Source organism: Parabacteroides johnsonii DSM 18315 (assembly GCF_025151045.1).
Classification (GTDB): Bacteria; Bacteroidota; Bacteroidia; order Bacteroidales; family Tannerellaceae; genus Parabacteroides; species Parabacteroides johnsonii.
This window is the reverse complement of record NZ_CP102285.1, coordinates 3,287,682-3,309,157: the sequence shown is the minus strand read 5'-3', so window position 1 is coordinate 3,309,157 and position 21,476 is coordinate 3,287,682. Positions and strand designations below refer to the sequence as shown.

Annotated in this window: 15 protein-coding genes; 12 read left to right on the top strand and 3 right to left on the bottom strand. The window is 46.4% G+C overall.

Features of this window, described 5'->3' with window-relative positions; all coding sequences use genetic code 11:
* Window positions 1-4 precede the first annotated feature (4 nt).
* From ftsA to NQ564_RS19375, 6 genes are all read left to right on the top strand, one after another.
* Window positions 5-1,432: a cell division protein FtsA gene (gene ftsA / locus NQ564_RS13875; protein WP_008146147.1), complete on the top strand. Its 1,428-nt coding sequence runs from the start codon at window positions 5-7 to the stop codon at window positions 1,430-1,432.
* Between the two features lie 26 nt (window positions 1,433-1,458).
* Window positions 1,459-2,802: a cell division protein FtsZ gene (ftsZ, locus tag NQ564_RS13870; RefSeq protein WP_008156597.1), complete on the top strand. Its 1,344-nt coding sequence runs from the start codon at window positions 1,459-1,461 to the stop codon at window positions 2,800-2,802.
* Window positions 2,803-2,904: 102 nt separating this feature from the next.
* Window positions 2,905-3,354: a GatB/YqeY domain-containing protein gene (locus tag NQ564_RS13865; protein ID WP_008146143.1), complete on the top strand. Its 450-nt coding sequence runs from the start codon at window positions 2,905-2,907 to the stop codon at window positions 3,352-3,354.
* Between the two features lie 121 nt (window positions 3,355-3,475).
* Entirely contained in the window at window positions 3,476-4,894 is a 1,419-nt protein-coding gene (locus tag NQ564_RS13860; RefSeq protein WP_008146142.1) for a carbon starvation CstA family protein, read from the top strand.
* A 249-nt stretch (window positions 4,895-5,143) separates the two neighbouring features.
* Window positions 5,144-7,255, top strand: a complete 2,112-nt coding sequence (locus NQ564_RS13855; RefSeq protein WP_129650184.1) for a hypothetical protein — start codon at window positions 5,144-5,146, stop codon at window positions 7,253-7,255.
* 1,165 nt (window positions 7,256-8,420) lie between these two features.
* The gene (locus NQ564_RS19375) at window positions 8,421-11,126 is read left to right on the top strand and encodes a DUF6383 domain-containing protein (protein WP_008146131.1); all 2,706 of its coding nucleotides are present in this window, start codon (window positions 8,421-8,423) and stop codon (window positions 11,124-11,126) included.
* Window positions 11,127-11,495: 369 nt separating this feature from the next.
* On the opposite strand, the gene NQ564_RS13845 is transcribed toward NQ564_RS19375, so the two are convergent.
* Window positions 11,496-12,194, bottom strand: coding sequence for a M48 family metallopeptidase (locus NQ564_RS13845; protein WP_008146128.1), 699 nt, complete (start codon window positions 12,192-12,194; stop codon window positions 11,496-11,498).
* Window positions 12,195-12,386: 192 nt separating this feature from the next.
* Between NQ564_RS13845 and gpmI the strand changes: the two genes are divergently transcribed.
* Both gpmI and NQ564_RS13835 read left to right on the top strand, forming a co-directional pair.
* Entirely contained in the window at window positions 12,387-13,904 is a 1,518-nt protein-coding gene (gene gpmI / locus NQ564_RS13840) for a 2,3-bisphosphoglycerate-independent phosphoglycerate mutase (protein WP_008146126.1), read from the top strand.
* A 74-nt stretch (window positions 13,905-13,978) separates the two neighbouring features.
* The gene (locus NQ564_RS13835) at window positions 13,979-14,563 is read left to right on the top strand and encodes a DUF3109 family protein (protein WP_008146125.1); all 585 of its coding nucleotides are present in this window, start codon (window positions 13,979-13,981) and stop codon (window positions 14,561-14,563) included.
* Between the two features lie 87 nt (window positions 14,564-14,650).
* Here the strand turns inward: NQ564_RS13835 and NQ564_RS13830 are convergent, their stop codons facing one another.
* Both NQ564_RS13830 and NQ564_RS13825 read right to left on the bottom strand, forming a co-directional pair.
* Complete coding sequence (locus tag NQ564_RS13830; RefSeq protein ID WP_008146124.1) at window positions 14,651-15,622, bottom strand: GNAT family N-acetyltransferase; 972 nt, start codon at window positions 15,620-15,622, stop codon at window positions 14,651-14,653.
* Between the two features lie 13 nt (window positions 15,623-15,635).
* On the bottom strand, window positions 15,636-16,460 hold the full coding sequence (locus tag NQ564_RS13825; protein ID WP_008146121.1) for a 1-acyl-sn-glycerol-3-phosphate acyltransferase: 825 nt from the start codon (window positions 16,458-16,460) through the stop codon (window positions 15,636-15,638).
* A gap of 315 nt (window positions 16,461-16,775) precedes the next feature.
* Here NQ564_RS13825 and NQ564_RS13820 point away from each other — a divergent pair, with 315 nt between their 5' ends.
* The 4 genes from NQ564_RS13820 to lpxB all read left to right on the top strand — a co-directional run bounded on the left by NQ564_RS13820 (window position 16,776) and on the right by lpxB (window position 21,403).
* Window positions 16,776-18,329: a sensor histidine kinase gene (locus tag NQ564_RS13820; protein ID WP_008146119.1), complete on the top strand. Its 1,554-nt coding sequence runs from the start codon at window positions 16,776-16,778 to the stop codon at window positions 18,327-18,329.
* A gap of 2 nt (window positions 18,330-18,331) precedes the next feature.
* Window positions 18,332-19,063: a response regulator transcription factor RprY gene (gene rprY / locus NQ564_RS13815; protein WP_005634267.1), complete on the top strand. Its 732-nt coding sequence runs from the start codon at window positions 18,332-18,334 to the stop codon at window positions 19,061-19,063.
* A 325-nt stretch (window positions 19,064-19,388) separates the two neighbouring features.
* Window positions 19,389-20,165 carry a 5'/3'-nucleotidase SurE gene (gene surE / locus NQ564_RS13810; protein WP_195280909.1) on the top strand — a complete coding sequence of 259 codons (777 nt, stop codon included), beginning with the start codon at window positions 19,389-19,391 and terminating at the stop codon, window positions 20,163-20,165.
* Window positions 20,166-20,269: 104 nt separating this feature from the next.
* Window positions 20,270-21,403: a lipid-A-disaccharide synthase gene (lpxB, locus tag NQ564_RS13805; RefSeq protein WP_129650182.1), complete on the top strand. Its 1,134-nt coding sequence runs from the start codon at window positions 20,270-20,272 to the stop codon at window positions 21,401-21,403.
* Window positions 21,404-21,476: the final 73 nt, after the last annotated feature.

Below are 21,476 nucleotides of genomic sequence, written 5' to 3'. Positions count from 1 at the left end.
GAATATGGCATACACAGACTTTATAGCGGCCATCGACCTTGGCTCTTCTCACATGGTCGGTATGGTAGGTACGAAAGGCCCTGCGGGGACTCTTTCCATTATTGCCTACGAAGTGGAAAACTCCGATACCTGTATACGAAGAGGATGTGTATATAATATAAAAGATGCGGCCGGCAAGATCGTGCGGTTAATCCGCAAACTGGAAAACAAGTTGGGCGGTTCCCGTATCGGTAAGGTTTATATCGGGGTGGGAGGCCAGTCGCTGCGTTCGATCAACCATGCAGTGTCGAGAGTGCTCGGTAGCGGTACGGTGACCGAAGAGGTACTGAAGGAACTGGATCAGGAATGCCGGCAGTATCGTCCCGATATGCTGGACGTGCTGGATATCGCTGCTCCCGTTTATTATCTCGACAACCAGCCGGAAACTCATCCGGTAGGTCTGGGTTGTTCGCGTATTGAAGCCCGCTATAAGTTACTCGTCGGCCGTCCGTCTCTCCGTCATGCCGTAACCACGAATATGTCGGAACAGATCAAACTCGATGTGGCAGGTGCCGTTGTCGCGCCGTTGGCGTTGGCGGACCTGATCCTGACGGAACAGGAGAAGCTGAAAGGGTGTGCGCTGATTGACTTTGGTGCAGGTGTTACCTCTGTCACGATGTACAAGGACGGCAGTCTGGCCGGTCTGTACGTTATCCCGTTGGGCAGCCATCTGATCACCCGCGACCTGACGTCCTTAGGCATGCCGGAGAAGGAAGCGGAGCGTGTCAAGCGCACGTACGGCAATGCTATCTGGGAAAAAGACAACGAACAGCAGATGGTCACGGTAGACCTGGCTGACGGACAGCATTCGAGCGAGATCAAACTCTCGGATATCAATATGGTGGTGGAAGCCCGCAGCCGTGAGATCATCGAAAACATATATGCTCGCCTGGAAGATACAGGAGTGGCGAAAGAACCCGGTTACAGCATCGTGATTGCCGGTAACGGGGCCGCGCTGAAGAATATGCGCGAAGCCCTCAGCGAACGTTTCAAGATGGATGTCCGTTATGCATCTGTCCGCAAAGACTTGATTGCCGACGGCGAGATGATAGCCAACAATCCCGAATATACGACCGCAGTCGCCCTGTTGCTGAAAGGCACGGAAAACTGCGCTCTTTATACCGCTCCCGAACCGGAGAAGCCGAAAGTGGTGGAACCGAAGATCGAGCCGAAAGAAGAATCCGTAATCGCTGAAGTAGAAGAAAAGCAGGAAGAAGTACCTGTCGAACAGCAGGTGGCGGCTTCGGCTACGACGACTAAGAACCGCAATTCAGGGACAAAGAAAGAGGAAGAGAAGAAAAAAGGCAAGAGCTGGGGAATCTTCGATCTCTTCGATAAGGCTGTGGATAAGATGGGAGAAGGTATTGACAAAGCCTTGAAAGATGAGCAATAATCGGTAACAATAAAAGACAGACGACAATGGACGATAATACATACGATTTTGATTTGGCAAAAGCGCCTCAGACAATCATCAAGGTGATCGGTGTCGGTGGCGGTGGTGGTAATGCGGTCAGCAATATGTATCGCGAAGGTATCCGGGATGTATCTTTCGTATTGTGCAATACCGATAACCAGGCGTTGCAGAAGTCGGAAGTACCCAATAAATTACTGATCGGACAGAATACGACGCATGGACTTGGTTCGGGGAATGTCCCGGAAGTTGGAGAAAAAGCCGCCTTGGAAAGTAAAGAAGACATCAGCCGGATGTTGGATGACGGTACTCGTATGGCCTTTGTTACTGCCGGAATGGGAGGTGGTACGGGAACTGGAGCCGGACCGGTAGTCGCTAAGATCTCTAAAGATATGGGGATTTTGACTGTCGGTATTGTTACGATACCTTTCGTCTTTGAAGGACGGCCGAAAATCGTGAAAGCGCTCCGTGGTGTCAGAAATATGGCGCAGAATGTCGATTCGCTTTTAGTGATTAACAATGAGCGGTTGAGGAATTTTGCCGATATGCCGGTTCCACAGGCGAATCGTAAAGCGGATGAAACATTGACAATCGCGGCCAAGAGTATAGCCGAAATCGTGACGACCGATTTGGAACAGAATGTCGACTTTGCCGATGTCGACACAACGATGCGTAACAGTGGAGTCGCTTTGATCAGTATCGGTTTCGGAGAAGGAGAAGGCCGTTTGCGACAAGCGATAACGGAAGCTTTGGAGAGTACGTTGGTCAACGATGTGAACAATATTTTCAATGCTAAGCGAGTAGCGTTTGTCATTTATTATAGTCATGAAGACGAACTTCGTATCAGTGAAATGGACGATATACATGATTTCATGTCGCAATTCAAGACTGAATACGAGGTGAAGTGGGGACATGGTTATGATGATAGTTTGGGTCATAAGATCAAGATTACGATCTTGGTGACCGGTTTCGGATTGGAAGATATCCTGACCAAGACGGAGCAGCAGGAGCTTGTCACAGAAGAACAACTGCGCGAAATGGCAGAGAAGGAAGAAGCGGAAAGGAAAAGACGAGCCGAAGAAGATGCCTTGATGGGACGTTATTACGGTGAATATATCGACTCGCGTCCGAATGCCGAAATCGTTGTCTTTGCCGTCGACGAATTGGACGATGACGCCCTGATCTCTTTCATGGAAGATAAACCGGCCTATAAACGGACTGTCAAAGACATACAGCAGATACGCCGGAAAGGAGAGGAACCGGTACGTACCCAAGGTATGTCGTTCACCTCTTCTACTGCTAACCAGGGCAAGAAGCCTAAGTCGGGCGGCACAGTTATTAGTTTTAGATGATGGATAATGACTAATTGATAATTAATAATGAAAAATTAATGATGAATAGTTGGAGACCTGAAGGTTTGATTATTCATCCTTAATTCTTTAATTTACAAAACTATGGATTTGTTCGAAAGAGTCAGCGAAGACATTAAAAACGCAATGAAGGCGCAAGATAAAATCGCCCTCGCCACATTGAGAAACGTGAAGAAGTTCTTTCTCGAAGCGAAGACCGCTCCGGGAGCCAACGATACATTGACCGATGCTGATGCATTGAAGATCATGCAGAAGCTCGTCAAACAGGGTAAAGATTCCGCCACTATCTATGTGCAGCAAGGACGTCAGGATTTGGCAGACGACGAGTTGGCACAGGTTGCCGTTATCGAAAAGTACCTGCCGAAACAGATGTCGGCTGAAGAACTGGAAGCCGAGTTGAAGGCGATCATCGCGCAGGTAGGTGCTGCCGGCCCGAAAGACATGGGTAAGGTGATGGGAGTCGCTTCCAAAGCATTGGCAGGGAAAGCTGAAGGACGTATGATCTCGGAAGTCGTTAAAAGACTTCTGAATTGAAACTTGAAAATGGAAAATTGAAAGATAAAGAAGAAATACTTTACTTTTCAGTTTTCCATTTTCTTCCTCTTGTTGTCTCCTTATTAATCTAATTTTCAATTTTCAATTCTCAATTACCGGTATGATTACTTTTGTTTGTTGCCTTATTGCACTCATCGTAGGTTATTTCGTCTACGGTACATTCATTGAACGTATTTTCGGCATAGATGCCAAACGGCAGACTCCTGCCTACACACATCAGGACGGCGTGGATTATATCCCGATGCCTACCTGGAAAGTCTTTATGATCCAGTTTCTGAACATCGCCGGATTGGGACCGATCTTCGGCGCCATTATGGGGGCGAAGTTCGGAACCGCCTCTTTCCTGTGGATCGTGCTGGGTAGTATCTTTGCCGGTTCGGTACACGATTACCTGTCCGGGATGTTGTCCTTGCGCCATAACGGGGAGAGCTTACCTGAGATTATCGGCCGCTACCTGGGGGTGAACTTCAAACAGTTTATGCGCGGGTTTACGGTGATCCTGATGGTGCTGGTCGGCTCCGTGTTTGTGGCCGGACCTGCCGGTCTGCTGGCTAAGCTGACACCGGAACATCTGGATACCACTTTCTGGATCATTGTCGTGTTCCTCTATTATATCTTGGCGACCTTGTTGCCGGTCGATAAGATTATCGGGAAAATCTATCCTTTGTTTGCTGCCGCTCTGTTATTTATGGCGATTGGTATCCTGGTGATGTTGTTTGTCAATCATCCGCCGTTGCCTGAGATCACGGATGGGATGCCGAACACTTATCCCGGTCATCTGCCTATCTTCCCGATCATGTTCGTCAGCATTGCCTGCGGTGCTATTTCCGGTTTCCACGCGACACAAAGTCCGTTGATGGCCCGTTGCATCAAGAATGAGAAGTACGGACGTCCTATATTCTTTGGTTCCATGATTACGGAAGGTATTGTTGCATTGATCTGGGCGGCTGCCGCTACTTATTTCTATCATAACAACGGTATGGGTGAAAACAATGCCGCCGTTGTCGTCGACAGCATTACGAAAGAGTGGCTCGGTACGGTAGGCGGCGTGTTGGCTGTCTTAGGTGTGATCGCCGCCCCGATTACTTCCGGTGATACGGCGTTTCGTTCGGCCCGTCTGATCGTAGCGGATTTCTTGCACCTCGAGCAGCGCAGTATCTCCAAGCGGCTCATGATCTGTGTACCTTTGTTCTTGGTGGCTATCGCTCTTTTGCTTTATAGTCAGAAAGACAAGGATGGCTTCGATATGATCTGGCGTTATTTTGCCTGGAGTAACCAGACGCTCGCGGTGTTTACTTTATGGGCGTTGACTGTCTATCTGGTAATATCGAAGAAGCCTTATATCGTTACACTGATCCCGGCCTTGTTTATGACAGCCGTCTGCTCGACATACATCTTTGTCGCTCCCGAAGGCTTAGGCATGGAAAACGGCATTTCACAAATTATCGGCTTTGCCATAACAATCGTTGTTTTAGCCTTTTTCCTGGTTTGGAAGAAGAAGAGCAGCAAGATGATATAATATGGAGGTTATACAAATGATCATCGTCCCGTAGGGGCAGGGCTCTGCTCTGCCCTTTGAAATCCGGCAAGGCGGACGCTATTTTCATTGGGTGGAGTAGAACCCCGCCCCTACGGGACATCATTATTTTATTGTGTATCCATAAACCATTATTTCCCAGAAATCGAAGGAAAAATATCAGAACTGTAAACTGAGGCTTGGGGGAATCTCTTATCTTTATCCACAGAAACATATAAAAGGATAACCACCATGAAAAAACTGATAAGTTTAGTCTGCCTCTTTTGCCTGTCGGCCTTTTTGCCTTTGTCTGTTATGGGGGAACCCATTGACCGGGAAGCTGTTGTCAAGCGGCATCGTGTATGTACGACCGGGACACTCCTGAAAAGTCCGGCACAAGTAGGTAACGGCAAGTTTGCCTTCGGGATGGATATAACCGGATTGCAGACTTTTGTTCCTTTTAATACCCTGTCCGACTGGAGCTGGCACAGTTTTCCCCTCCCCGAAGGAATGAAAGCCGAAGATTACCGTCCGGTTGTCGTGGAGACGCATGGCAAAAAGATCGCCTACGAGCTCCGTAACCCCGACCAGCCTGAACTGTCCGAATGGCTGACCAAGAATCCCCACCGCTATAACCTGGGCCGTATCGGTTTCCGCCTGCTACGCGAAGACGGTACGGAAGCGCAGGAAATCGATCTTGGCAACGCACGCCAGGAGATCGACCTGTGGACAGGTGTCGTTTACAGCCGTTTCGAACTGAACCGCAAGGAGGTGAAGGTGCGCACGGTCTGCCATCCTGATAAAGATATGATCGGTGTCAGCATCGAGTCCGAACTGTTGAACGATGGTAATATGAGCATCTATCTCGACTTTCCTTATCCTGACGGACGCTATTTCAAGCATTACATAGGACGCTATGATACGATATCGGGCCATACCTCCACCTTCGAGAAGTTAGCTCCGAACTCGGTCCGTATCGCCCGTACGATGGATGATACTCATTACTATGCTACTCTTGACTGGACCGGCCCTGCTACTTTCTGCCGTGAATCTGAAAAGGCGCATAAGTTCCTCCTCCAGCCCCAGCATACCTCCACTTTCTCTTTTACCTGCTGCTTCTCTCCTGAGCCGGTCATCAATGTGACCGAGTCGGTTTCCTCTATCGAACGGAAGAGTGCTGTCAGTTGGGAGAAATATTGGCGTTCGGGAGCCGCCGTCGATCTTTCCGGCAGCAAAGATCCCCGCTGGTTGGAATTGGAACGGCGTATTGTCCTCTCGCAGTACTTGATGCGTGCAAATGAAAGCGGACTGTTCCCACCTCAGGAATCCGGTTTGGTGAATAACGGCTGGTTCGGCCGTTTCCACTTCGAGATGATTTGGTGGCATGGCGTGCACTACGGGTTGTGGAACCGGATGGAATGTTTTGATAACTATCTGAACGTCTATAAGGACTTTATGCCGAAGGCCCTCGAACGCGCCAAGAGCGAAGGCCGCAGTGGTGCACGTTGGCCGAAGTGCACCGGAAACTTCAACCGCGAATGGCCTGGCAGCGCCCATGCCTATCTGATCTGGCACGAACCCCATCCGATCTACTTCGCCGAGATGCAATACCGTCAGAAACCTGTTCCCGAAACATTGGAGAAATGGGAAGATATCGTGCTGAACACAGCCGATTATATGGCGGATTATCTTTTCTATGACAAAAAGACGAAACAATATGTCCTGGGTCCCCCTGTTGTTGTCGTTTCCGAGAATACGGACCCGTTGCAAACTATCAATCCGATTTTCGAGTTAGGCTATTTCCGCTACGGCTTGCGCACGGCATTGGAATGGGCGGACCGTCTGGGCCTATCGGAAAAAAGAACGAGGAAATGGAAGGAAGTACTTTCGAAGATGGCTCCCCTTCCCGTTGCCGACGGTGTCTATACCACCTACGAGGGCATTCCCGATATGTGGACAAAATATACCTACGAGCATCCGGCCCTGACCGGTGTCTACGGCATGTTGCCTGGTGACGGGGTAGACCAGCCGACTTTCAAGCGCACGTTGGAGAAAGTCAGCAAAGAATGGCAGTTCAACCGCATATGGGGCTGGGATTTCCCGATGTTGGCAATGGCTGCCGCCCGTACGGGACAGCCAGCGTTGGCAATCGATATGCTGATGCACCCTTCCGCCGGATTCCAGTTCGACGAACATGGCTTGGCGACAGGCGGTCCGTTTCCTTATTTTCCTTCCAACGGAGCGTTGCTGACGGCAGTCGCCATGATGTGCGGTGGTTGGGACGGTTCGGAGGGAGAGGCTCCCGGTTTCCCGAAAGACGGGAGCTGGACGGTTCGCTACGAAGGTTTTGTACCGATGCAGTGACAATCCGGCTATAACTCTTTTCGAAAACAACTGTCATACTATCATAATTTGTTCTCAATCTATTATAAATCAATGAATATATAGAATGATTGATCGTATGACGGTTGTTTTTCTCACGATCATACTATCATAAAAACAAACACATTTTTCTTGAAAGCATGTAGCTTATTTTCAAGTAACTACCTATATATTCCCTTGAACACCCGGGTGTTGGTGCTTGTGACACCCGGATCTAAAGACCGTGCAGACGGGGATCAGAATCGAGCTTGAATGGGAGTATTGGTGAAAAGTCCTGCCTGCTTTGTGTTAAATTTGTCCATAGATTCCGGATCAATCTAAGGGTGACAGACAAACTATGATAGTTGCATGATAGTTGAATCTTGTACTATCATTCTTCATCTGTATTGATATTCAATGGATGTATTCGAAATCATGATAGTATAACAGTAACTTTTGAAAACTTATATAACGAAAAGGCTCGCTTTCTGCCGGATTTGGACTGATCTGTGCAATTGGCTTCATTCTTGTGTTTATCCCTAATAATTACCGGGTGAACTGTTATTCCCGAATAACGAAAGCAGGTAGTAAGTTGAGACCGTGTAGTGAAGTGGAAGGAATTTTGATGTTTTTTGCTGCTTTTTTAGGCTAAATCCAGTAAAACTAAAAAAATGAACGAACAAGCATCGGGTGAAAAATAAATAAGTATCCCCTTGAAAACCTGTGGGCATCAAGGATTTCCTTGAAAAGGACCGATTTTTGGACCAAAACGGGGTTGATGAATTTTAAGACTTGATGTTCGGAGAATAATTTACTGGTAATCAAGTGGTTGGTGGGATGAAAAATGACTAAAAAAAACGATCGTTTAAATTCGTCATTTTTCCGAGACAAAAATACGCATTCCTTTTTAAACCACAACTCTTTTCTGTAAAAAATTTCATACCCCTATATCCTTTCTTATCAATTAGATAGCAATTGGAGTACAAAAAACCACCTTTCCAATACGAACTTTGAAGATAGGCAAAAAAAATGACTAAAAAAAAGGATCGTTTTTGCTATCAAAGTACAAATGTTAACACGTGTACATTATATATGCGTGTACATATGATAGTAAGAAGTAAGAACTGATATTTCAATTAACTGTATTATTAATATTAAAATTTAGATTATGAACAAGAGATTTTCTACTCTCGTTGCTGCGTTCGCAGCAATTGCTACTGTCTCTTATGCACAGATCGGTGACAAGTATGTGCATTTGAAGGCTAGTAGTACTACTAATTTCCTTACGGTTACAAAGGAGAATTCGGCAAAAGCTGACTCTGTAAAACTTGAATCTTCTGCGAATTTGACAACTAAAGCTCAAAAAGACTCTGCTTTGTGGTTGCCGAAGTTTGTTGAGAAGATGGTTTCTGGAGATTCTGTATTCCAGTTTGTAAACAAAGCTACAAAGAAGAATTTGTCTTTTGCAGTGAAGAAAAATGGTGCCGGTGCATATGGTACTATGATTGCTCCGGGTGTTGACAAGTTTGTCTTCAAGACAGGCGTAGCTGGTGGTTCTGAAATCTATGCAGCTTATGGTCAGGATTCGATTGTGTCTATTAGTACTACTCCTGGAAAGCTGAATGTAGGAACTTCATTGCCGGGTGAAAAGTTTGAAGTTGCAGCTCCTGCTTCGATCTCTTTAGCTACTGTCGCAGATTTGGCCGGTAAACTTTCTACTTTCAAATTTGAATTCAAAGGAAAAGACGGTGGAATCTTCACTGCTACGGATTTGATTCCGGTTCCGGTACAGGTTGCTGGTGTTGATAAATATCGTTTCCAGGTTGTAGGTCAGGAAAAGAGCACAAAGGGTACGAAGAAGGATCAGTATATCACTATCGATACTACAATGATCGGTTCTACTACTTCTATTCAGGTAGCTGCTTTCAAATTGGATACAATCGTTGCTGCCGGTGGTGCACAGTACCAGGGAGGTAATGAAGGTTTGCAGACATTCAAATTGTCAATGGATTTGGGTAACGACTCAATCAGTATGACGACAGATTCTATTGTCCGTTTTGTAAATGGTAAATACGAAGTTGCTGTTCATGGTGGTGCTACATCTACCTATATCGTTGGTTACAAGACTTTCAATGGTGCGCCGGTATTATGTATCGACTCTGCTGCTATTGAAGCTCCGTTTATCACACTTGCTAAAGGTACTCCGGTTAAATTGGCTGGTGGAACAGGTGTTTACTCTTTGCAATTGAAGGCTAAGGGTGGCAATTCTGAGGTTGCTAATAATGACAAGTATTTGGTAGGTGATGGCTCTGCATATGTAGCAGCAGCTTCTGCCTATATTCCTTCTACCCAGTTCTATGTAAAAGAACATGAAGATGGCACTTATTCTATCCAAGGTCGTGAAGCTACTTCTATATCAACTAAGACGGGTTCTAATGGCGAAACTTATGGTGAAGCAATTGCTTCTTCTTTGCTTTTGGACGAAGAACCGTTATATGCTGTTGATGTAGCAAATGGTGTTTATCACTTAGGTAAAGGTGCTGACACAGATACTCTTGTGTTCAAGAAATTGGATGTAGATTTGACAAATGAACATATCGGTTACAAGTACTATACAAAAGAAGAAATGGGTTATGGCGCTGTTAAGTTCAACTTAGCTTCTGCTGCTGCCGATGATATCTATTTGTCTTTGGTTCAAGATTCTGTGATTGCTGGTGCTAAGGGGGCTGAAAAGGCACTTGAATTGCGTTTAGTTGAAGGTGCAGAGATCGCAAAAGACACTGTTTATTATGGTGCTCAGGCATTAGGTGATACGTTGGTTCGTGTTGCTTATGCATTGGAACAGGCTTATGATGCAGAAGGGCGTTTGGCTCACGAACCTGTCAACAGTGTTGAAGTTGTTAAGTTGAGCAAAAAAGCCAACTTGCAAAATCAGCGTTTCTTCTTTGTAGCAGGTCCTGCTGAAGATTCTTATAAGATCGTTGAAGCAACGACTACTAATAACGATATACTCACATTGAACATCTCTAACTTGTCTGTGACTTATGATGAACCGGTTGCCGGTGTTGAGACTTATTTCAACATCGAAGGTGCTGAAGCTCCTGTTTACAAGAAGATGGAAAGCGGTCACTACAATATCGGTAACGGTCTGGAAATGTTGACAGCTTCTGCCGGTGTAGCTAAAATGTTGCGCGTTGGTGACGAACTGAAGGCTGCTTCTACTGCTGATGACTTCTCTCTGTATGTTGACTCTGCTTATGTAAACCGTGGTGAAGACAATACGGAATATGGTTACTACATCTACAAAGGCGCAGAAGTTAAGAATGACACGATCATTGGTTCTGTTCTGTCTGCTAAGGGTAAATTCGCTGCTGACGCTGCTAAGGGTGACAGCGCTATCTTCCGTTCTGCAACAATTGTAAAGGATACTATTGCTTATGAAGGTGATTTGAAAGATGGCAAGCAGAATAAGTATAAAGTGAGAGATGCTAAGAACACTTCTCTTGTAGGTTTCAAAGTGGTTGAAGAAGGTGGCTTCGAAATCGTTGCTTTGAACTCAAACAAGAAGTTGGCCGTAGTAAACGGTGTCGTTATCTTCTCTGACAACGTTGCTCCTTTGACATTCACAACTGAAGCAACTGAAGCTCCTACAGCAAACGAAGATGTTGAAGTTTCTGAAGTAACTGTTATCGCTGGTAACGGTAATGTAACAGTAGCAGGTGCTCAGGGCAAGAAGGTTGTTATCTCTAACATCCTTGGCCAGACAGTTGCTAACACGGTTATCGCTTCCGACAACGCAACTATCGCTGCTCCTCAGGGTGTAGTTGTGGTTGCTGTTGAAGGCGAAGAAGCTGTTAAAGCTATCGTTAAGTAATTGACGAAACTGATAAAATAATAATAGTATTTCTGTTTCTCCTCTTACGGGGAGGAACAGGATGAAATTAAAATCAAATAATTCTAAGATTCATCGTGCGGTATTCCCGGAACATCAGCTTTTACAGCTCCCTGTCCGAATTGACCAACTACCCCGTGAGGGCGAACAAGCGGTGAATATTAATACTAAAGTAATGAAATTAAAAAAAGTTCATCTGCTCTCCCTCTGTGAAGACCGAAGCAGACAAAAAACAATCCCTTGCAGTCATTGATTGCAGGGGATTCGTTTTTATTGGAAAGACATCGGAAAGATAATTGTGAAGATTCAACTTAGAAGTGCAACTTCGCAGTGTGTCCGATATTCACCTCCTTACAACATATGATACTTCTTTAACTCTTTCCTCAGCTCTAACGCTTTCCCGTCTGTGACCTTGTCCATAAGTGCCCAAAAACGGTCGCTGTGGTTCATCTCGATGGTGTGGCAAAGTTCGTGGAGGAGGACATAGTCGATCAGGTGCCAGGGCAAGAGCATCAGGGAGAGGGAGAGATTGATGCTGCGTCGTGGTGTGCAACTTCCCCAATGACTTTTGCTGTTGAAGATCTTTACACCCGTACAGGTGAAGTTGTGCCGGGAAGCCAGATCAAGCAACCGTGTAGGCAGGAGGCGGCGGGCCTCGTGACGGAGAGCCTGCTCTAAGAAGTCTTTCAGGAGTTTTTGTACACGTTCGTCGACAAAGTCTGTTTGTGTGGGGCAGGCAATGTGCAGGATGCCACCCTCTAATTTCATATAGAAGTTAGCCCGGTCGGTACGGAAGATATGGAGGCGGAACGTTGCGGTCTGCATCTCTGTCTCATCCGTCAGGAGCGGACGGGCGGGATGTTTGGCAAGGGCTATGAGGAGTTTTTTCCTGTTTTCGCGGATAAAAGCCAGCATACGCGCTTCATCGCCTCCCGGGGGCATGGTTGCCGTAATTGTCCCTTTGGAGATTTTCAACGTGTAGTGGATAGCACGGGGACTGGTGCGGAGAAGGATGGTTCCCAACTCCTTATCTTGTATCGTCTTTTCCATATCGTTTACAAAAGTAATGTTTTCCAGGCAAACAATATATGTCCGGAATTGCTTATCTTTGCCCTAAAGGCGAAGATAAGCGGCACTTGGGCATAAAAAATGAACAAGTTCGTTTTATTCTGCTCTTGGTTTGCATTATCTTTGCGCCCGGATAACGAAAATGAGTATAAACAATATAATAATTAAGCAATCATGAGCAAGAAAGCCCTTTTAATGATTCTTGACGGCTGGGGTATCGGCGATCAAGGTAAAGACGATGTAATCTTTAACACTCCCACTCCTTATTGGGACAGCCTGCTGGCCACTTATCCTCATTCACAGTTACAGGCAAGCGGCGAAAACGTCGGGCTGCCTGACGGACAAATGGGTAACTCTGAAGTCGGACACCTCAATATCGGGGCCGGACGTATCGTTTACCAGGATTTGGTGAAGATCAACCGTGCCTGTGCCGACAACAGCATCATGAAGAACCCTGAAATCGTTTCTGCCTTCTCTTATGCCAAAGAAAATGGCAAAAACATCCATTTCATGGGGTTGACCTCCAATGGTGGTGTACACAGTTCTTTCGATCACCTGTTCAAACTTTGCGATATCTCCAAAGAATACGGAATCGACAATACTTTCATCCACTGCTTCATGGACGGTCGCGATACAGATCCGAAGAGCGGTAAAGGATTTATCGAACAATTGACGGCCCATTGTGAACAGTCGGCCGGAAAGATCGCATCCATCGTCGGTCGTTTCTATGCAATGGACCGTGACAAACGTTGGGAACGCGTGAAAGAAGCCTATGATTTGTTGGTTGAAGGCAAGGGCAAACAGGCTACCGATATGGTTCAGGCCATGCAGGAATCGTATGATGAAGGCGTGACCGACGAGTTTATCAAGCCGATCAACAACGCTACTGTAGACGGTACGATCAAAGAAGGTGATGTCGTGATTTTCTTCAACTACCGTAACGACCGTGCAAAAGAGCTGACTGTCGTGCTGACTCAGCAGGATATGCCGGAACAGGGCATGCATACGATCCCCGGCTTGCAGTTCTATTGCATGACTCCGTACGATGCTTCTTTCAAAGGTGTTCATATCCTGTTCGATAAGGAAAATGTCCAGAATACATTGGGAGAATACCTGGCTGAAAACGGGAAAACCCAGCTTCATATCGCTGAAACGGAAAAGTATGCTCACGTGACTTTCTTCTTCAACGGTGGTCGCGAAACTCCATACAAGGCTGAAGAGCGCATCTTGGTTCCGAGTCCGAAGGTTGCCACTTACGACCTGAAGCCGGAAATGAGCGCTTACGAAGTAAAAGACAAATTGGTGGAAGCTATCCATACACAGAAGTTCGACTTTATCGTCGTAAACTATGCTAACGGCGACATGGTAGGCCATACCGGTATCTACAGCGCTATCGAGAAGGCGGTAACTGCTATCGACAACTGTGTGAAAGACACTGTCGAAGCTGCTAAAGCCAACGGTTATGAAGTGATCATCATCGCCGACCACGGTAATGCCGATCACGCACTCAACGAAGACGGCACTCCCAACACGGCCCACTCTCTGAACCCTGTTCCTTTTGTATATGTGACAGAAAACAAAAATGCAAAAGTGGAAAACGGTGTCCTGGCCGATGTGGCTCCGTCTATCCTGCACATTTTGGGTATGGCACAGCCGGCTGATATGACAGGAAATGATTTGATTAAAAACTGAAGATTTATGATTTATGATTTATTGTCGATGCATAAATCATAAATCATAAATCATAAATCATAAATTCTTTCATCGTGATACAAATCGACAATACCCTGGTCAGCCTCGACGTCCTCGAACGTCAGTTTTTATGTGATCTGTCGCATTGCAAAGGCATTTGCTGTGTGGAAGGTGATTCCGGCGCACCCCTGCTGGAGGAAGAGGTAGGCGAACTGGAAAAAGCTCTTCCGGCTATCTGGGACGATCTGGCGCCGAAAGCTCAGGAAATCATCAAGAAACAAGGCGTTGCCTATATTGATGAAGAGGGAGACTTGGTGACTTCTATCGTGAACGGGAAAGACTGTGTTTTTACCTGCTATGATGCGGACGGAACTTGCAAATGTGCGGTGGAGAAGGCTTATCGCGAGGGGAAGCTCTCTTTCTATAAACCGGTTTCCTGCCACCTGTACCCGATACGTGTGGAAAAGTACGATACGTTCGAAGCTGTTAATTATAATCGCTGGAATATCTGCAAGGCCGCAGAGATATTGGGTAAGAAAGAAAAACTCCCGGTCTATAAGTTTCTGAAGGAACCGCTGATCCGCCGTTTCGGAAAGGAATGGTACGAGGCTCTTGAGGAGATTGCCGGAGAGTGGGAGAAACAGAAGAGCGAAGAGTAAAAAGATAGGGCTTTCTTCCGGAAAGCCTATACCCTTTGAGGCAAAAGCCTATATCTTTTTTGAACAAAGGATATAGGCTTTTATCTTTTAGATGTCGGTCTTGCGTATCAGGTCAGCCGATTTGCCTTCCTCGTTCAGATAGGTCTCGATATGACGCTTCTTTTTGTCTTCGAGAATCTCGTCGATAGCGATCAAGATGCCGGTTTCTTCCACTTCCCCGAATTCATGGTTGATAGCTGTGCCGAATACGCGCATCTTAGGGGAAAGGCTCATATAAGCATTGACCAGCGGCGGCACATTGATGCCGAACTTGCGAACTTCTTGGTTCAACACTTTATAATTGTCCTTGAAGTTGTCATACTTGAAAAGCTCCTGCATCTTTTTTAGGTCCGTGTCTGTTTCCAAAGGACAAGCCGGAGTGATCAGTTTCTCCGGATCGGGGAAGTGCATGTTCAGGAAATACAGGATCATGTTGCGGGCTTCGGAATTGTAGGTGTTATACATCGTTACCTTCCCGAAATAATACTGCAAGCTGGGATCTACCACGGAAAGAGCCCCCAGGCCATCCCAAAGATTGTCCAAAACGAACAGTCCCTTTGCGCTGCCACTACGGGTTGACTGGTATTCCAGCGTCACGAACGAACGGCCCAGCTCGACCGTGTACGGTAAATATTCTTTATTGAACTTATCGGAAAAACTAAACAGATGGGAAGTTGCTAAAACAGGTTTGCCGGTTTTGTCGAACTTTACGTCCGAACCGCAGAGGAAGCGGTAACCACCCAAAATTTGTTCATCTTCAGGACTCCATACGATAAGTTGGCGGTAAGCATCGTCCATCGTGTCGTATTCGTCGATATCGACCGGAAAGCCGGTCCCGCCTCCATAATATCGGAAAGCGATTTCCCTGAGTCGTCCGATTTCCTGCATCACGTTGGGAGAGTCGTGGGCTGTGACAATGTATATCTCATTATTGGATTTGTTGGTTCTCCGCAGCTTCTTGTCCCCGGTCAGTTCAGCTTTCAGGAGAGCACGGTCAATCGGTTTGATAATGTCTTGCATATAATAAAATCAATTATTTCTTTAGATTATAGACGACCTCCTTCATCCATTCTGCCCACTCTGCCGGTTTACGGCTACTGTCGAAGGTTTGCCAGGAAATCGGCTTCCCGAAATGGATGCGGTATGTCTTGTGTTTGCTTTTAAACATCTCGTCGGGCAGGTAGATCATTTCGTAATTCATCTTTATACCCAATGCTTTCCGCACGTTGGCGAGACGGTAGAAAAAGTTGGAGTTACGTCCTTCGAAAAACACCGGTACGATGTCCCGCCGGTATTCCACGGCCTTTTGGATAAACGACTTCTTCCATTCGGGATCCTGTATCTTTCCGTTTTGTTTGCGTGAGCATAAGCCGGCAGGAAATGTGATGATCTGGTTGTCCGAAGCATAAGCCTTTTCGATCAGTTCGGCGTTCTTTTTCCCCTGCGCCCCATGTTTGTTGATGGGGACGAAGATCGATCTCAGGTTGGACAGGTAGAGCAGCAGGTCATTTACCAGGTAGCGGATCTTCCCGTCGAAGCGTCCGCCGATAATGGCCGACAGGCAAATTCCGTCCAGTCCGCCCAGCGGGTGGTTGGAAGCGAATATGTACCGCCCTTCGGAAGGAATATTCTCCTCGTTTACCAATTCCAGGTTCAAGTCAAAATATCCGATCAACTCCTGCATGAACGCTACCCCGTCTTTATCGTGATACCGGCGGAGGATGTCGTTCAGTTCCTCCTGATGAACAGTTCGGATCAGATAGCGGACTATAAAGCCGGGAATCTTACGGACGGCCGAAGGCGCCTTTTGCCGTAATACCTGTTGGATGTCTATCTGTGTAATACCTTCTTGTGTCATTTCACGTAATTCTTACGAGAGGCAAAGATAGAGTTAATAATTAAAAGTCAATGCTTTCGGGAAAAGTTTTTAAGTGTCGGCTGCAACAATTCACCTTGTATAGCTGTTTTTATTAGTTAGTACGGAATGTATAGGATATGATAATACGCCTGTGGAGAGGTGTAAGGTGTTAGTTTAAAAATAGATAGGAAGAGAATAGCGGTCCTTTGGTAATGCATTTTTAACACTTAAGGTGTTTTGTTTTTACCTTTTTTGTGTGAATATTAAATTAAAAGGCGCGTTATTTGTGACATTAAAAACGAGAGATTTATTGATATGAGGAAGTCTACGATTTGGTTGCTTGCGGTGGTGATGGCTTTTGCCTTTGCCGGTTTGCTCTTTTTGCAGGTGAAATATGTAAGTATCATACTCAAGAAAAGTAGCGAGCAGTTCAATGAAACTGTCAAACGATCGATGCACCAAGTCTCGAAGAATCTGGAGCTTGACGAAACGGCCCGGTATCTGGAAGAAGATCTCAGCCGTGACGAGGCCAATAACTATCTATATCAGAACGGACAGAGCAGCCTCGGCGGTGGGATCATCACCGAGAAAAAATATAAGATGCAGTTCACCAATGCCGACGGAACCGTAGAACATATCGAGTTTCATAGCGACATCCGGACACGCAAGTTCGAACCGCTTCCTTCGCTGGGCAGCAATAAAGTACCTAACAGCATCGTTAGTACGTCAAAAGATTTGCAGCAAACGCTGAAACGCCGTTACCAGTACCAAAGCGGGTTGTTTAACGAAGTGATCTTGAATATCTTGCACACGGCGAACCTGAAGCCGATCGAAGAAAGGATAGATTTTAAAAAGCTGAATAATTACTTAAAATCAGAATTTGTTAACAACGGATTGAACCTGCCGTTCGTCTTTGCTGTTATTAACAAAGACGGAAAGATCGTCTATCAGAACGGGGATATTCCTCCTGTATCAGACGTGATTCAACAGGTGCTGTTCCCCAACGATCCTCCTTCGAAGCAGAACTACCTGAAAGTGTATTTCCCGACGAAGGGTGATTATATTTCAAGTTCTGTAACATTTATTGTACCGTCGATCATCTTCTCGCTGATACTTTTGGTAACGTTTATCTTTACCATTTATATCGTATTCCGTCAGAAGAGACTTTCGGAAATGAAGAATGATTTTATCAACAATATGACACACGAATTGAAGACACCGGTTTCGACCATTTCGCTTGCCGCGCAGATGCTGAAGGACTCGGACATCACGAAGAGCCCCGATGTGTTCAAGCATATATCTGGCGTGATCAACGACGAGACGAAGCGATTGGGCTTCCTGGTGGAAAAGGTGCTGCAAATGTCGCTGTTCGAGCGCCAGAAAGCGGCCCTCAAGCTGAAGGAGGTAGATGCGAACGATTTGCTGGCAAGTGTTGCCAACACATTTGCCCTGAAAGTCGAGAAGTATGACGGCACGATCGATATCGACTTGCAGGCGGAAGATTCGGACATATACGTGGATGAGATGCACATCACGAATGTACTGTTCAATCTGCTGGACAACGCTGTCAAGTATCGCCGCCTCGAAGTACCGCTCACACTGATGTGCCGCACTTGGAACGAGAACGGCAAGTTGTTGATATCGATCGAGGACAACGGTATCGGGATCAAGAAAGAATACCTTAAGAAAGTATTCGACCGCTTCTTCCGCGTACCGACAGGAAACGTACACGACGTGAAAGGGTTCGGGCTCGGACTTGCTTACGTCCGTAAAATAGTAGAGGACCATAAAGGCACAATCCGTGCTGAAAGTGGTTCCGGAAATGTAGGAACAAAATTTATTATTACTTTACCTCTTATAAAAAGTTAGTTATGGAAGAAAAACTAAAAATCTTCTTTTGCGAAGACGACGAGAACCTGGGTATGCTATTAAGAGAATACTTGCAGGCAAAAGGTTATGTGACTGACCTCTTCTCCGATGGAGAAGCCGGTTACAAAGGTTTCACCAAAGGCAAATATGACCTTTGCGTACTTGACGTGATGATGCCGAAAAAAGACGGCTTTACACTGGCTCAGGAAATCCGTTCCATCAACCCTGATATCCCTGTTATCTTCCTTACGGCCAAGACTATGAAGGAAGATATCCTGGAAGGTTTCAAAATTGGTGCAGATGATTATCTGACAAAACCTTTCAGTATGGAAGAACTCTTGCTCCGTATCGAAGCGATCCTTCGCCGCGTGAAAGGCAAGAAAATGAAAGATATTCCTTTCTACAAGTTAGGAAACTTCTTGTTCGATACCCAGAAACAGACACTGGCTATCGGCGATAAGGTCACGAAGCTGACAACTAAGGAATGCGAACTTCTGAGTCTCCTTTGCGCACATGCAAATGAAATTCTGGAACGTAATTATGCACTGAAGACAATCTGGGTAGACGATAACTATTTCAATGCCCGTAGCATGGACGTATATATCACGAAACTTCGCAAACTGTTGAAGGATGATCCGGGAATCGAAATCATCAACATTCACGGTAAGGGCTACAAGCTGATCACTCCTTCAGGAGAAGAAGCTGCCCGTGAAGAAGGTATCCAGGTTCTTTAATCGGAGCTTGACCGGACGCAAATTACGCGGACGAGCGCAGAGTAACGTAGAGAGGGGTATTATCTATAGAAGATAAGTCCCCCCCCTCTCTGCGTTAGTCTGCGCTTTTTGCTTGACTATTGCCGATGGAAGCGGGATTCGCCTGTTATTCCGGTATTGTGACATACCGTTGGCATGGATGTTCCCTCGGCATGGCACAGGCGTTTCCTGCCGTTGGCACAACTGTGCCATGCTGGGGAAACGGGTGTGCCAAGCAGAGGAAAATGTTTTGGCACACGGGGAACTCAGAGAAATTGCTTATATTTGTGTACAATTAAATAAAGATATGATGAACGATAGACCGCTTATTCTGATTACAAATGATGATGGTGTTGAAGCCAAGGGGATAAAAGAGCTCACCGAGTGCCTCAGGGATCTGGGGGATATTGTGGTTTTTGCTCCCGACGGACCCCGTTCGGGAATGGCAAGTGCAATCACTTCGCTCGTGCCGATCAGATATACATTGGTGAAGAAAGAAAAAGGACTGACGGTTTATAGCTGTACCGGGACTCCGGTCGATTGTGTGAAACTGGCCATCAACGAGGTGCTGGAACGCAAGCCTGACCTGTTGGCCTCCGGAATCAATCATGGAGGCAACCATGCCATCTGCATCCAGTATTCCGGTACGATGGGAGCAGCTGCCGAAGGATGTGTGTTCGGCATTCCTTCGATGGGTGTGTCGCTTTTGGATCACCGTGCGGATGCTGATTTTACCGAGAGTTGCCGCTTAGGTCGTATGCTTGCACGGCGGATCATAAAAGAGGGATTGCCTCATGGCACTTATCTGAACCTGAACGTCCCCAATGTCCCGAACGTAAAAGGAATGAAGGTCTGCCGGCAGGCGGACGGACGTTGGACCAATGAATTCAAACGGTCGGAAAATGCAGCGGGTGAACCTGTCTTCTGGCTTGCCGGTGCATTCGAGAATGCCAAGCCGATCCATGCCGACAACGACACATTGGCACTCGACAGCGGCTACGCTTCGCTTGTCCCTTGCAAGATAGATGTGACGGACTATGATTTTTTAGCTGTGCTAAAAAATCAGTTGAAAGTTGAGAGTTGAAAATTGAAAGTTGGAAATAGATAACGTGAAATTATCCCAGTTTCCTACTTACTTTATTCTCTTGATCTTTTCAACTTTCAACTCTCAACTTTCAACTGAAAAATATGAAATATTTTTTAATCGCGGGTGAAGCCTCCGGTGATCTGCATGCCTCCAACCTGATGGCAGCACTGAAGGAGCAGGATGCGGAAGCGGATTTCCGTTTTCTGGGCGGTGATCTTATGCAGGCAGTCGGAGGGACGCTGGTGAAACATTACAGGGATATGGCTTTCATGGGCTTTATCCCCGTACTGCTCAATCTTGGTACGATCTTGGACAACATGAAAGCTTGCCAGGAGGAAATCCGGCAGTATAGGCCCGATGTGGTGATTCTGATCGATTATCCGGGATTCAATTTGAAGATAGCCAAATATGTAAAGAAGCAGTTGGGGGTGCCTGTCTACTATTATATCTCTCCTAAGATATGGGCTTGGAAGAAGTATCGTATCAAGGATTTCCGTCGCTATGTGGACCGTATGTTCTGTATTCTGCCTTTCGAAGTGGAGTTTTTCCGAAGCCTTGACTACCCGGTGGACTATGTGGGTAATCCTTCGGTCGATTCGGTTGCCTACTATAGGGAAAAACAGATGGTCGGCCCTGATACTTTCCGCGAGGACGAAGGGCTGGACTGCCGTCCCGTACTGGCGCTGTTGGCGGGTAGTCGCCGCCAGGAAATCAAAGACAACCTTCCGACCATGCTGAAGGTGGCAGCCGCCTATCCGGGCTACCAACCCGTAATTGCCGGTGCTCCCGGCCTGGAACTGGGATATTATAAGCAATATATCGGTGATGCGGATGTCAAGATCGTGTTCGGCAAGACCTATCCTCTCCTCAGCCATAGTGATGCGGCACTGGTCACGTCAGGGACGGCTACGCTTGAAACAGCGCTTTTCCGTGTGCCTCAAGTCGTCTGCTATTATGTTGCGGCCGGCCGGGTGGCAAGTTTTATTTTCCGCCATTTCTTTCATACCAAATATATTTCGCTGGTTAACTTGATAGCCGGTCGCGAAGTGGTGCAGGAATTGTTTGGTGTCCGATTTTCATACAGCCAGATACATGACGAGTTGGGGCGTGTCTTGAACGATCCTGCTTACCGTAACCGTATGCTCGACGGCTACGACGAGATGATCCGTCTGCTTGGAAAACCTGGCGCTTCCCGCCGTACAGCGGAGCTTATCTATCAATCACTGAAGCATTAACATCTTTTATCAGCCTTCTTTGCAGCATTTATAGAGTGTTTATCATCTTCCTTTTTAGAAAGAAAAAATAAAC